Genomic DNA, 12,895 nt, shown 5'->3' with positions numbered 1-12,895 from the left:
TGTTTGCGCGCTGCCCCGCAGCGCCCCCACCTATGCAGGCTGCCCCATGTTGTTGACCCAAGACCAGGAAATGATCCGCGACGCCGTGCGCGACTTCGTGCGCGAGCAGATCACGCCCCACGCCGCGCGCTGGGACAAGGAGCACCACTTTCCGCGCGAGGTGCATCAGGGCCTTGCCACGCTGGGTGCCTACGGCATCTGCGTGCCCGAAGAATACGGCGGCGCGGGGCTGGACTACCTGACGCTGGCGCTGGTGCTGGAGGAAATCGCCGCGGGCGATGGCGGTACCAGCACGGCGATTTCCGTGACCAACTGCCCGGTCAACGCCATCCTGATGCGCTACGGCAATGAGGCGCAAAAACGCGACTGGCTCACCCCGCTGGCGCGCGGCGAAATGCTGGGCGCCTTCTGCCTGACCGAGCCGCACGTCGGCTCGGACGCCTCCGCGCTGCGCACCACGGCCACGCTGGAAGGTGGCGAGTACGTGATCAACGGCGTCAAGCAGTTCATCACCTCTGGCCAGAACGGGCAGGTCGCAATCGTGATCGCCGTGACCGACAAGGCCGCGGGCAAGCGCGGCATGAGCGCCTTCATCGTGCCCACCCGCACGCCGGGCTACACCGTGGCGCGGCTGGAGGACAAGCTGGGCCAGCACAGCAGCGACACGGCGCAGATCCAGTTTGACGACTGCCGCGTGAGCGCCGCCAACCTGATCGGCGCCGAGGGCGAGGGCTACCGCATCGCGCTCTCCGCGCTGGAGGGCGGGCGCATCGGCATCGCCGCGCAAAGCGTGGGCATGGCGCGCGCGGCGCTCGATTGCGCGCTGCAGTACAGCAAGGAGCGGGAGAGCTTCGGCACGCCCATCTTCAACCACCAGGCCGTGGGTTTTCGCCTGGCCGACTGCGCCACGCAACTGGAGGCGGCGCGCCAGCTCATCTGGCACGCGGCCAGCCTGCGCGACGCCGGCCGCCCCTGCCTGAAGGAGGCGGCCATGGCCAAACTGTTCGCCACCGAGATGGCCGAGCGCGTGTGCAGCGCCGCCATCCAGACGCTGGGCGGCTACGGCTACGTGAGCGACTTCCCGGTGGAGCGCATCTACCGCGACGTGCGCGTGTGCCAGATCTACGAAGGCACGAGCGACGTGCAGAAAATCATCATCCAGCGCGCGCTGGCATGAGCCAGGCCTGCCCCTGCGGCCGGTTGGGCGCACGCGGCCAACCCCTGGCATATGCCGAATGCTGCGGGCGCTACCTGGACCACTTCGACACCACGCCCGCGCCCGACGCCGAAAGCCTGATGCGCTCGCGCTACAGCGCCTATGTGCGCGAGGACGAAACCTATCTGTGCGCCACCTGGCATGCAAGCAAGCGCCCCTCGCGCGTGCGTTTCGATGCGGGCGTGAAGTGGCTGGGCCTGGAGGTGCGCCTGCATCGGCAGACGGGCGAGCACGGCGCCGAGGTGCAATTCATCGCCCGTTGCCGGGGTGCAGACGGCAAGGCCACGCGCATGCATGAGCTCAGCCGCTTCGTGCGCGAGGGTGGGCGCTGGTATTACGTGGATGGTGATTGGCGGTAACTCGCCCGGTATTGCTGCGGCGAGCAGCCGGCCCAGCCGCGAAAGGCGCGGGCGAAGCTCTTGTCGCTGGCAAAGCCGGCCGCTTGCGCCACCTGCTTGACGGGGCGTTCGGTGTGGCGCAGCAGGTGTTCGGCCTGGGCGCGGCGCACTTCGTTCTTGAGCTGCTGCAGCGAGGCGCCTTCCTGCTGCAGCTGGCGGTGCAGCGTGCGCTCTGAAAGGTGCAGCGCATCGGCCACCAGCACCGCGCTTTGCAGCATGGCCGGGTCGCTGCCCAGTAACTGGCGCACGCGCGCCACCAGCAGGCGGTCGCGCTGGTATTGCCAGACGGTGAGCGGCAGCGCGCGCTGCAGCATGCGCTGCAGGGCGGCCTCGTCGCGCGCCAGTGGCAGGGTGAGGTGGCGCGCGTCAAATTCCAGGGCGGCCTGGGGCGCGCCAAAACGCACCGGGCCGGGGAACAGCAGCGGGTACACCCCGGCGTGCGGCGGTGCGGCAAACGGGAATTGCACCTGCATGAGCCGCAGGCGCGTGTCGATCAGCCAGCAGGCCAGGCCGTGCAGGTTGCGCAGCGTGGACAGCAGGCACATTTCGCGCAAGGTGTCGCCCCGGCCCAGCGGGCGGTGCTGCGTGATGGCTATGCGTGCGCTGCTGCGTTCGTGGCTCAGGTGCAGGCGGATGTCGTCGGTCAGCAGCGCATGGTGGCGGCACCAGCGCGCCAGTGCCAGCCCCAGATGCGCCGAGGTGATGGAGGCGCGCGCCAGCATGCCGTAGCTGCCCCAGGGCAGGCGACGGCTGAACCAGCCCAGGGCCTCGTCGTCCAGCTCGCGCATGGCGGCGGCGCACAGGCGCTCGAACTGCGGGGCGGTCACGTAGCCGCCGCTGCGGTCCAGCTGGTTTGGCGTGATTTGTGCCTGCGCCAAGGCATCGCCGGGGTCCATGGCACGGGCCTCGTAGGCTCGAAGCACATCCAGGACCAGAGCGACGGGGGTGCGGGCCTGGGGACTGCGTGCGGAGCGGACATCGGGCATGCGCCAGTGTGCATTGGGGTGGCAGGATTTGCAACTTGTCTGGCGCCCCGCAGGGGGCGACAAGCGCTAAAGTCCTTCAGGTGCGGCGCCGGGAGCATCGCCAGGAATATGGGTCAAATCGGCCTCAAACGCTTGCTGGACAAGCGCTAGCAGCTCTCAAAACGATAGATGAAGGACATCCCATGTCGGTTTTGCAAACCAAGCTCAACCCGCGTTCGGCCGATTTCCAGGCCAATGCCCAGGCCATGCGTGCGCTGGTCGATGACCTCCAGGCCCAGGTGGCCAAGGTGGGGCAGGGCGGCGGCGAGGCGGCGCGCAAGAAGCACCTGGGCCGTGGCAAGCTGCTGCCGCGCGTGCGCGTGCAGATGCTGCTGGACCCCGGCACGCCGTTTCTGGAGATCGCCCCGCTGGCCGCGCTGCACATGTACCCCGACCGTGACGGCAGCGACAGCGCGCCGGCGGCCGGTCTGATCGCCGGCATAGGCCGCGTCTCGGGCGTGGACTGCATGATCGTGTGCAACGACGCCACGGTGAAGGGCGGCACCTACTACCCGATGACGGTGAAGAAACACTTGCGCGCGCAGGAGATCGCCCAGCAAAACCGCCTGCCCTGCATCTATCTGGTGGACTCGGGCGGCGCCAACTTGCCCAACCAGGACGAGGTCTTCCCCGACCGCGACCACTTCGGCCGCATCTTCTACAACCAGGCCAACATGAGCGCGCAGGGCATTGCGCAGATCGCCGTGGTCATGGGTTCGTGCACGGCGGGCGGTGCCTATGTGCCGGCGATGAGCGACGAGTCCATCATCGTCAAGAACCAGGGCACCATCTTCCTGGGCGGCCCGCCGCTGGTGAAGGCCGCCACCGGCGAGGAAGTGAGCGCCGAAGACCTGGGCGGGGGCGACGTGCACACGCGCCTGTCGGGCGTGGCCGACCACCTGGCGCAGAACGACACCCATGCGCTGGCCCTGGCGCGCGAGGTGGTGGCGCACCTGAACCACACCAAGACGCCCGCCGGCGCGCTGCGCAAGCCCGCGCCGCCCAGGTACGCACCCGAAGAGCTCTATGGCGTGATCCCCAAGGACACGCGCAAGCCCTTTGACGTGCACGAGATCATCGCCCGCATCGTGGACGAGAGCGTCTTCCAGGAATTCAAGGCGCGCTTCGGCACCACGCTGGTCTGCGGCTTTGCGCACATCGAAGGCATGCCCGTGGGCATCATCGCCAACAACGGCATTTTGTTTTCGGAATCGGCGCAAAAGGGCGCGCACTTCATCGAGCTGTGCTGCCAGCGCAAGATCCCGCTCGTCTTCCTGCAGAACATCACCGGCTTCATGGTCGGGCGCAAGTACGAGAACGAAGGTATCGCGCGCCACGGCGCCAAGCTGGTCACGGCGGTGGCCACGGCCAACGTGCCCAAGTTCACCGTCATCATCGGCGGCAGCTTCGGCGCGGGCAACTACGGCATGTGCGGGCGCGCCTACAGCCCGCGCTTTCTCTGGATGTGGCCCAACGCGCGCATCAGCGTGATGGGCGGCGAGCAGGCCGCCACGGTGCTGGCCACCGTCAAGCGCGACGGCATCGAGCGCAAGGGCGGGCAGTGGAGCAAGGAGGAAGAAGAAGCCTTCAAGACCCCGATCCGCCAGCAGTATGAGGAGCAGGGCCACCCGTATTACGCCAGCGCCCGTCTGTGGGACGACGGCGTGATCGACCCCGCCGACACCCGCCGCATGCTGGCGCTGGGCCTGTCGGCGGCGCACAACGCGCCGATCGGAGACGTGAAGTTTGGCGTGTTCCGGATGTAAACCTCGACCTTGGTGTTGAAATGGATCCGCATTCCCACTTCGCCACTCTGGCCCGCTACAACGCGTGGGCTACGCGCCGTGTGCTGGACGCCGTGGCGACCCTGCCCGAGGCGGACTACCGACGTGACGCAGGGCTATTTTTCAAGAGCATCCACGGCACGCTGGGCCACCTGCTGGTGGGTGAGCATTTGTTGTGGTTTCGGCGTTTTGCCGAGGGCGTATCCCCCCGCGTGGCCTTGAACGACGAAGTCGAGCCCGATCGCACGCGCCTGGCCGAGCGCCTGCTCGAAGGCGCCGCGCGCTGGCAGCCGTTGATCGAAAGCTGGCCAGCGGAACGCTTTGACGGCGCGCTCGACTACACGACGATGCGCGGCAGCGCGGCCTCGCTGCCCTTCGCCGCCACCCTGGCCCACGTGTTCAACCACGGCACGCACCACCGCGGGCAGGTGACTGCGGTGCTCACGGCGCTGGGGCAGCCCTGTCCTGAACTGGATCTGGTCTACATGCTGCAAGAGGAAACCCCGACATGACGACGGCTGTTCATACCGACATGCAAGGCCATGTGGCCACCATCACGCTCACGCGGGCCGAAGTGCGCAACGCCTTCAACGACGAAGTCATCGCCGAGCTCACGCAGGCCTTCACCGATCTGGGCGGCCGCGCCGACGTGCGCGCCATCGTGCTGGCCGCCGAGGGCCCGGCGTTTTGCGCGGGCGCCGACCTGAACTGGATGCGCCGCATGGCCGACTACACGCGGGGCGAGAACCTGGCGGACGCCGCCAAGCTCGCCGAGATGCTGCGCGTGATTTACGAATGCCCCAAGCCCACCATTGCCCGCGTGCAGGGCGACGTGTACGCCGGTGGCATGGGGCTGGTGGCCGCCTGCGACCTGGCGGTGAGCGTGGACAGCGCGCACTTCTGCCTGAGCGAGGTGCGGCTGGGCCTGGCCCCCGCCACCATCAGCCCCTACGTGATCCGCGCCATGGGGGCACGCGCGGCGCACCGCTACTTCCTGACGGCCGAGCGCTTCAGCGCGGCCGAGGCGCACCGCATCGGCTTCGTGCATGAGGTGGTTGCGGCCGAGCAGCTCGATGCCACCGTGGCCGCCTGGCTCAAGGCGCTGACCAGCGCCAGCCCGAACGCGGTACGCGTGTGCAAGCAACTGGTGCGCGACGTGGCCGAGCGCGAGATCACGCCCGCGCTGGTCGCCGCCACGGTGCAAGGCATTGCCGACATCCGCGCCAGTGATGAAGGCAAGGAGGGCGTGCAGTCCTTCCTGCAAAAGCGCAAACCCAACTGGCTGGTGTCTTGAGAAAGTGTGCCGTGTTGTTTCAAGCAAAATCGGCCTCAAACGCTTGCCTGGCAAGCGCTGACAGCTATCGAATTGATGGAATTGCCCCTCTCCCCTCTGGGGAGAGGCCGGGTGAGGGGCTGCAGGCGCTGGATTGGACGGGCGGTGTCCGCCGAGGCCCCGGCCCTCACCCCAGCCCTCTCCCAAAGGGAGAGGGAGCAAATGCCGGGGCGGGCAAGGTTTGAGAAGCCATGAGCACGCCCATCGGCACTTTCGTCCAATGGCTGCACGGCCTGGGCATTCACGTTGCGCCGCAGGCAGCGGACGCGGCAGGGCAGGTCGCGGGCCAGGTGGGCGATGCGGTGGGCCGCGCTGCCGCCACGCTGGACATGCCCGGGCTGGTGGCGCTGGCGGCGGCGTTGGGCTGGGCCAGCGGGTTGCGGCTGTATGCGGTAGTGTTCCTGGTCGGCGGCATGGGCGCCTTGGGCTGGATTGCGCTGCCCGCGGGACTGCAGGTGCTGCAGCATCCGGCGGTCTTGACGGCGGCGGGCTTCATGATGTTCGTGGAATTCTTCGCCGACAAGATTCCCTGGGTGGACAGCGCCTGGGACGCGGTGCACAGCGTCATCCGCATCCCCGCCGGGGCGCTGCTGGCGGCCGGCGTGTTTGGCGCCGATTCGGGCACCCTGGGGCTGGTGGCGGGGCTGCTGGGCGGCTCGCTGGCGGCCACCTCGTTTGCCACCAAGGCCACCACCCGCGCGGCCATCAACACGTCGCCCGAGCCGTTTTCCAATGGCCTGGCTTCGCTGTTCGAGGATGGCCTGGTGGTGGGCATCGTCTGGCTGGCCATCGCGCACCCGCTGTGGTTTGGCGTGGCGCTGGTGGTGATGGTGCTGGTGTCTGCCCTGCTGCTGGTGCTGCTGTTTCGTTTTCTGCTGGCCGTCTGGCGCCGTTTGAAATCCTTCTTCGGCGTGTCGGCGGCGCCTGCGCCATTGAATTGATGAGGAGAAATCCATGTTTGAAAAAATCCTGATTGCCAACCGCGGCGAAAACGGCTGCAACGCAGACGTTTCACCAAATTGCGTGGCACGCGCCAGCGTGCAGCAGGCGATGAGCCGCGGAGGGCGCCATGTTTGAAAAAATCCTGATCGCCAATCGCGGCGAAATCGCCTGCCGCGTCGCCGCCACCGCGCGGCGCATGGGCGTGAAGACCGTCGCCGTCTATTCCGATGCCGACGCGCACGCCAAGCACGTGCTCGCCTGCGACGAGGCGGTGCACATCGGCGGCAATGCGCCGGCAGAGAGCTACCTGCAATGGCAGCGCATCATCGACGCCGCCAAGGCCACGGGCGCGCAGGCCATTCACCCCGGCTACGGCTTTCTGAGTGAAAACGAAGCTTTTGCCCACGCCTGCGCCGATGCCGGCGTGGTCTTCATCGGCCCGCCCGCCAGCGCCATCCAGGCCATGGGCCTGAAGGCCGAATCCAAGCGCCTGATGGCCAAGGCCGGTGTGCCGCTGGTGCCGGGCTACCAGGGCGAAGACCAGGACCCGCAGCTCTTGCAGCGCGAGGCCGACCAGATCGGCTACCCGGTGCTGATCAAGGCCAGCGCTGGCGGCGGCGGCAAGGGCATGCGCGAGGTGTTCAAGAGCGAGGACTTTGCCGATGCGCTCGCCTCCTGCAAGCGCGAGGCGGCCAACAGCTTTGCCAATGACGCGGTGCTGATCGAAAAACTGGTGCAGCAGCCGCGCCACATCGAAATCCAGATCTTTGGCGACACCCAGGGCAACTACGTCTACCTCTTCGAGCGCGACTGCTCTACCCAGCGCCGCCACCAGAAGGTGCTGGAAGAGGCCCCGGCGCCCGGCATGACGCCCGAGCTGCGCCGCCAGATGGGCGAGGCCGCCGTGGCGGCGGCGCGCGCCGTGGGCTATGTGGGCGCGGGCACGGTGGAATTCATCGTCGAGCAACCCGGTGGCTACGCGCACCCGGAGCAGATGCAGTTCTACTTCATGGAGATGAACACCCGCCTGCAGGTGGAGCACCCGGTGACCGAGGCCATCAGCGGGCAAGACCTGGTGGAGTGGCAGTTGCGCGTGGCCGCGGGCCAGCCGCTGCCTTTGGCGCAAGAGCAGCTCGTCATCCACGGCCACGCCATCGAGGCGCGCATCTGCGCCGAAAACCCGGACAAGGACTTCCTGCCCGCCACCGGCACTTTGCATGTGTACCGCAAGCCCGCGCACGTGGCGTTTGAAATCGGCGCGGTGCGCTTTGACGACGGCGTGCGCGAGGGCGACGCCATCAGCCCCTACTACGACAGCATGATCGCCAAGCTCATCGTGCACGGCAAGACACGCCAGGAGGCGCTGGCCAGGCTCGATGCCGCGCTGGCCGCCACGCACATCGCCGGGCTGCAGACCAACGTGCAGTTCCTGCGCCATCTGCTGGCCACAGCCTCCTTTCGCCAGGCGCGGCTCGATACCGCGCTGATCCCGCGCGAGGCCGACCACCTGTTCAACCAGGACCCGCTGGGGCGCGACCTGGTCGTGGCCGCCGCCGTGGCGCAAACCGTGCTGGCCGAGCGCGCCGCCGAAACCTTCGACCCCTTCAGCCGCACCGACGGCTTTCGCTCGCACGGCGTGGCCACGCGCCGGGTCGATCTGCAATACCAGGGCGAGCCGGTCGTCGCCAAGCTGCGCTACCTGGACGATGGCCTGCAACTGCAGGTGGGCGATTCCGAAGCCCGGCCGCTGTCCATCACCGCGCTGCCCGATGGCCGCATCGACCTGCGCTACGGCGACCGGCGCGAACTGGTGCAGGTGCATGCGCTGGGCGAGGAGGAATACGTCTTTGCCACCCACGGAGCGGCGCGCATCACCGAGCTGGACATGCTCTCGCGTGCCGACGAAGGCGCGGCCGAGGGCGGGCGCCTGACCGCGCCCATGCCGGGCAAGGTGGTCTCGATTGCGGTGCAGGCCGGCGACAAGGTCACCAAGGGCCAGGCGCTGGCCGTGATGGAAGCCATGAAGATGGAGCACACCATCGCCGCGCCGCAGGACGGCGTGGTGCAGGAGGTGCTCTACGCGCCCGGCGACCAGGTGGCCGAAGGCGACGAGCTGCTGCGCCTGGGCCAGCCCGCGTGAAACTGCTGCTGCACGACGCCAGCGAAGCCCGCCCCGACGGCTGGCTGGGCGCCTTGCGCGCCGTGCTGCCGCAAGCCGACATCACCGTCTGGCAAGCCGGCCTGCCCAGCGACTGCGAGGTGGCCCTGGTCTGGAACCCGCCGCAGCAGTTGTTTGACGAGCAGCCGCAGCTCAGGCTCATCTTCAACCTGGGCGCGGGCGTGGACCAGCTCCTGGCCTTGCGCCTGCCGCCCCACGCCAAGGTGCTGCGCCTGCAGGACGCCGGCATGGCGGTGCAGATGGCCGAATACGTCTGCCATGCACTGATCCGTTGGTACCGCGAGCTGGATCGCTACGGCGCCCAGCAAGCGCAGGGGCAGTGGCTGCGCCACCCCCTGCAGCCGCGTGCGGACTTCACCGTGGGCCTGCTCGGCCTGGGCGTGCTGGGCCAGCGCGTGGCGCGGGCGGTGCAGGCGTTTGAATTCCCGCTGGCGGGCTGGAGCCGCACGCCGCGCCAGCTGGATGGCATGCGCTGCTTCGCGGGTGCGGCCGGGCTGGACGCCTTTCTGGCCACCACCCGCATGCTGGTCTGCCTGCTGCCGCTGACGCCGCAAACCCGCGGCCTGCTGAACCACGAGCGCCTCTCGCGCCTGCCGCGCGGCAGCTACCTGATCAACATCGCACGCGGCGCGCTGGTGGTGGAAGATGCGCTGCGCGCCCTGCTGGACAGCGGCCACATCGCCGGCGCCGCGCTGGACGTGATGGCCGAAGAACCCCTGCCCGCCGGCCACTGGATGTGGACGCACCCGCGCGTGGTGCTGACCCCGCACATCTCGGGCATGACGCGGCGCGATGCCGCCGCCGCCCAGGTGGCGCAGGCGCTGCAGGCCCATGCCGCGGGTGCGCCGCTGCCCGGCCAGGTCGATCTGGCGCGGGGGTATTGAGGCCGGCGGCAGTGCAGCCCCGGGCCGATCGCCGCACAATCGTTCCCCCATCTCTTGCCATCCGAGTGAACGCCATGTCTCTTCCCTCCCGAGTCCGCCTCATCGACGTCGGCCCGCGCGACGGCCTGCAAAATGAGAAGCAGCCGGTGGCCAGCAGCGACAAGATCGCGCTGGTCCACAAGCTGCAAGAAGCTGGCCTCGCCGAAATCGAAGTCACCAGCTACGTCAGCCCCAAGTGGGTGCCGCAGATGGCCGACAACCACGCGGTGATGCAAGGCATGCAGCGCCAGGTGGGCGTGCGCTACAGCGTGCTGGTGCCCAACCTCAAGGGCTGGGAGGCGGCGGTGCAGGACCGGCCCGACGAAATCGTCGTCTTCGGCGCGGCCAGCGAGGCCTTCAGCCAGCGCAACATCAACTGCTCGATCGCCGAGAGCATCGAGCGTTTTGCCCCGGTGGTGCAGGCCGCGCTGGCCGCCGGCGTGGCCGTGCGCGGCGCGATGAGCTGCACCGTGGGCTGCCCCTACGAGGGCGACATCGCCCCCGAGCGGGTGGCCTACCTTGCCGGTTTGATGAAGGGCATAGGCGTGCAGCGCGTGGACGTGGCCGACACCATAGGCGTGGGTACGCCGCTCAAGGTGCAGCGCGCCATCGAGGCCGTGCTCAGGCACTACGACATCGATCACGTGAGCGGCCACTTTCATGACACCTACGGCCAGGCGCTGTCCAACACCCTGGCCGCGCTGCAGATGGGCGTGTGGAATTTCCAGTCCTCCGTCGCTGGCCTGGGTGGCTGCCCCTACGCCAAGGGCGCGACGGGCAATGTGGCGACCGAAGACGTGGTCTATCTGCTGCACGGTCTGGGCGTGGAAACCGGCATCGACCTGGACAAGCTGGTGGACGCCGGGGCCTTCATCAGCGGCGTGCTGGGCAAGCGGCCCCAGTCGCGCGTGGCCGTGGCCATCCTGAACAAGCGCGCGGGCTGAATCATGACCTTGCATCTCTGGCTCGCCTACCTGGTGGCGGCGATCGCCATCGCGCTCTCGCCCGGGCCGGGCGCGGTGCTGGCTATGAGCCACGGCCTCTCCTGGGGCGTGCGCGCGGCCAGCGTCACCATCCTCGGGCTGCAGGCGGGGCTGGCGCTCATCCTGCTGGTGGCCGGAGCGGGCGTGGGTGCGGTGCTGCTGGCCTCCGGCACCGCGTTCACCGTCGTCAAGGTGCTGGGCGCGGCCTACCTGCTGTGGCTGGGGCTGCACCAGTGGCGCGCCCCCGTGGCGCTGGCAGGCGGGGTGGATGGCGCTGCCGCCCGGACATCGCCCGTCCAGGCACCGCTGCTGAGCGCGCGCCAGCGCTTCCTGCGTGGCCTGCTGACCAACGCCACCAACCCCAAGGGCATCGTCTTCATGGTGGCGGTGCTGCCCCAGTTCATGGCTCCCACGCGCGCGCTGGTGCCGCAATTGCTGGTGCTGCTGGCCACCACCATCACGGTCGATTTCATCGTGATGCACGGCTACGCACTGCTGGCCGCCAGCCTGCGCGGATGGCTCAACTCGGCGCGCGCGCAGCGCACGCAAAACCGCATTGCCGGGGCGGTGCTGATGGCCATGGGCGCAAGCCTGGCCTTTGTAGGTCGGGTGGCCAGAGCGTAAAGGGCGCTGGCCTTGCTCTAAAGTCGCTTCATGGCTGAAACCACTTCCCTCCCCTTGAACGACAGCGTGCAGCGCGTGGTGGCGGCGCTGGCTGCCGCCGGCCACCCCCACGCCCCGCAAATGCTCGACAGCTCCGCGCGCACCGCGCAGGAGGCGGCCGACGCGCTGGGCATCACCGTCGGCCAGATCGCCAAGAGCATCATCTTCCGGCGCAAGAGCGACGATGCCGCCGTGCTCGTCATCACCTCGGGCGACCGGCGCGTGGATGAAAAAAAGGTCAGCGCCCTGGTCGGCCCCACAGGCCGTGCCGACGCCGACTTCGTCAAGCGCGCCACCGGCTTCACCATCGGCGGCGTCTCGCCCGTGGGGCACACCACGGCGCCGGTCACCCTGATCGACCGCGAGCTGCTGCGCTTCGACGAGATCTGGGCCGCGGCCGGGCACCCGAACGCGGTGTTTCGCCTGAAGCCGCAAGACCTGGAGCGCCTGACCGGCGCGCCCGTGGCCGACGTGGTGCAGGCGCCCAAGGCCAGCGCCTGAAAAAGTGTGGCGGCTGGCGCGGCCCCTCACCCCGGCCCTCTCCCCAAAGGGGCGAGGGTGAAATACCGTACCGGCTTTGCCATCTCTTTTCAAAGGGGCGAGGGTGAAATACTGCACCGGTTTGCCCCTCCCCCCAAAAAAGGCGAGGCGAAATACAGCCTCGGTTTTTTTCCCTCTCCCTCTGGGAGAGGGCAGGGGTGAAGGCCTGCGGCCTGTGCGCTACCCTCCTGATGTTCACCGCCAGAGTCCACCCCGCCATGCACGAAATCACCTTCTACCTGGACTTCGTCTCCCCCTACGCCTGGCTCGCCTTCGAGCAACTGCCGCGCACCCTGCAGGGCCTGAGCGCGCATGTGCGCTACCGCCCGGTGCTGCTGGGCGCGCTGCTGCAGCACGCGGGCAACCCCGGCCCGGCCGCCATCGCCCCCAAGCGCGCCTGGACGGCGCGGCACGTCGCCTGGCTGGGGCAGTCGCTCGGCTGCGGGCTGGACCTGCCCCCGCACTTTCCCTTCAACAGCCTGCCCCTGCTGCGCCTGGCGCTGGCGCACAGCCCGGACGGCTGCATCAACCGCTACACCGCGGGCAGCGTGCTGCGCCACGTCTGGCTGGGTGGGCAAGACCCGCTGGCGCCAGAGCGCATCGCGGCGCTCACCCAGGCGCTGGCCGAGCAATGGCAGCCCGAGGGCGACGCCGCCGCCCACGCCAAGGCGCTGCTGCGTGCCAACACCGACGAAGCCGCCGCGCGTGGCATCTTCGGCGTGCCCATGCTGGAGGTGCAGGGCAGGCACTTCTGGGGGCTGGACAGCCTGCCCATGCTGCGCGCCGCACTCGATGGCGATGCGTGGTTCGACGGCCCGGCGTGGGAGGAAGCAGCGCAGCGGCCTTCCGGCGTGCCGGGGATCCAATAGGGTTTCAATCTGCTTTCAAGACAATAGCTGATGGCGCTTG

The 12,895-nt window shown here is 68.7% G+C and carries 14 protein-coding genes; 13 read left to right on the top strand and 1 reads right to left on the bottom strand.

Translation table 11 applies throughout. The features are described from left to right. Positions 1-46: 46 nt before the first annotated feature. Together FOZ74_RS04810 and FOZ74_RS04805 are read left to right on the top strand one after the other, a co-directional pair. Entirely contained in the window at positions 47-1,177 is a 1,131-nt protein-coding gene (locus FOZ74_RS04810; protein ID WP_146912004.1) for an acyl-CoA dehydrogenase family protein, read from the top strand. Continuing rightward, on the top strand, positions 1,174-1,575 hold the full coding sequence (locus tag FOZ74_RS04805) for a YchJ family protein (protein WP_146912003.1): 402 nt from the start codon (positions 1,174-1,176) through the stop codon (positions 1,573-1,575). The genes FOZ74_RS04810 and FOZ74_RS04805 overlap by 4 nt, the downstream gene beginning before the upstream one ends. On the opposite strand, the gene FOZ74_RS04800 is transcribed toward FOZ74_RS04805, so the two are convergent. Then, a complete protein-coding gene (locus FOZ74_RS04800) occupies positions 1,551-2,600 on the bottom strand; it encodes an AraC family transcriptional regulator (RefSeq protein ID WP_146912002.1) in 1,050 nt (349 codons plus the stop codon). The two genes, FOZ74_RS04805 and FOZ74_RS04800, sit on opposite strands and share 25 nt — an antisense overlap. A 182-nt stretch (positions 2,601-2,782) precedes the next feature. Between FOZ74_RS04800 and FOZ74_RS04795 the strand changes: the two genes are divergently transcribed. From FOZ74_RS04795 to FOZ74_RS04750, 11 genes are all read left to right on the top strand, one after another. Then, positions 2,783-4,405, top strand: a complete 1,623-nt coding sequence (locus tag FOZ74_RS04795; RefSeq protein WP_146912001.1) for a carboxyl transferase domain-containing protein — start codon at positions 2,783-2,785, stop codon at positions 4,403-4,405. A gap of 20 nt (positions 4,406-4,425) precedes the next feature. Then, entirely contained in the window at positions 4,426-4,935 is a 510-nt protein-coding gene (locus FOZ74_RS04790) for a DinB family protein (RefSeq protein WP_146912000.1), read from the top strand. Further along, positions 4,932-5,717: an enoyl-CoA hydratase/isomerase family protein gene (locus FOZ74_RS04785; RefSeq protein WP_146911999.1), complete on the top strand. Its 786-nt coding sequence runs from the start codon at positions 4,932-4,934 to the stop codon at positions 5,715-5,717. The genes FOZ74_RS04790 and FOZ74_RS04785 overlap by 4 nt, the downstream gene beginning before the upstream one ends. Before the next feature lie 230 nt (positions 5,718-5,947). Then, positions 5,948-6,697, top strand: coding sequence for a DUF4126 domain-containing protein (locus FOZ74_RS04780; protein ID WP_146911998.1), 750 nt, complete (start codon positions 5,948-5,950; stop codon positions 6,695-6,697). A gap of 13 nt (positions 6,698-6,710) precedes the next feature. Then, the gene (locus tag FOZ74_RS16270; RefSeq protein ID WP_255437795.1) at positions 6,711-6,833 is read left to right on the top strand and encodes a hypothetical protein; all 123 of its coding nucleotides are present in this window, start codon (positions 6,711-6,713) and stop codon (positions 6,831-6,833) included. After that, positions 6,826-8,838 (top strand): acetyl/propionyl/methylcrotonyl-CoA carboxylase subunit alpha, encoded by a 2,013-nt coding sequence (locus tag FOZ74_RS04775; protein WP_146911997.1) that lies wholly within the window; start codon positions 6,826-6,828, stop codon positions 8,836-8,838. Before FOZ74_RS16270 ends, FOZ74_RS04775 begins: the two co-directional genes overlap by 8 nt. Next, entirely contained in the window at positions 8,835-9,761 is a 927-nt protein-coding gene (locus FOZ74_RS04770; protein ID WP_255437794.1) for a 2-hydroxyacid dehydrogenase, read from the top strand. Before FOZ74_RS04775 ends, FOZ74_RS04770 begins: the two co-directional genes overlap by 4 nt. A 74-nt stretch (positions 9,762-9,835) precedes the next feature. Continuing rightward, the gene (locus FOZ74_RS04765) at positions 9,836-10,744 is read left to right on the top strand and encodes a hydroxymethylglutaryl-CoA lyase (RefSeq protein WP_146911996.1); all 909 of its coding nucleotides are present in this window, start codon (positions 9,836-9,838) and stop codon (positions 10,742-10,744) included. A gap of 3 nt (positions 10,745-10,747) precedes the next feature. Continuing rightward, a complete protein-coding gene (locus FOZ74_RS04760; RefSeq protein WP_146911995.1) occupies positions 10,748-11,407 on the top strand; it encodes a LysE family transporter in 660 nt (219 codons plus the stop codon). A gap of 30 nt (positions 11,408-11,437) precedes the next feature. Beyond that, the gene (locus FOZ74_RS04755) at positions 11,438-11,947 is read left to right on the top strand and encodes a YbaK/EbsC family protein (RefSeq protein ID WP_146911994.1); all 510 of its coding nucleotides are present in this window, start codon (positions 11,438-11,440) and stop codon (positions 11,945-11,947) included. Positions 11,948-12,204: 257 nt separating this feature from the next. Continuing rightward, complete coding sequence (locus FOZ74_RS04750; protein ID WP_146911993.1) at positions 12,205-12,855, top strand: 2-hydroxychromene-2-carboxylate isomerase; 651 nt, start codon at positions 12,205-12,207, stop codon at positions 12,853-12,855. The last annotated feature ends 40 nt before the right edge of the window (positions 12,856-12,895 follow it).

This window comes from Comamonas flocculans, from assembly GCF_007954405.1.
Lineage (GTDB): Bacteria > Pseudomonadota > Gammaproteobacteria > Burkholderiales > Burkholderiaceae_C > Comamonas_C > Comamonas_C flocculans.
This window is presented reverse-complemented; position numbering and strand designations above follow the sequence as displayed.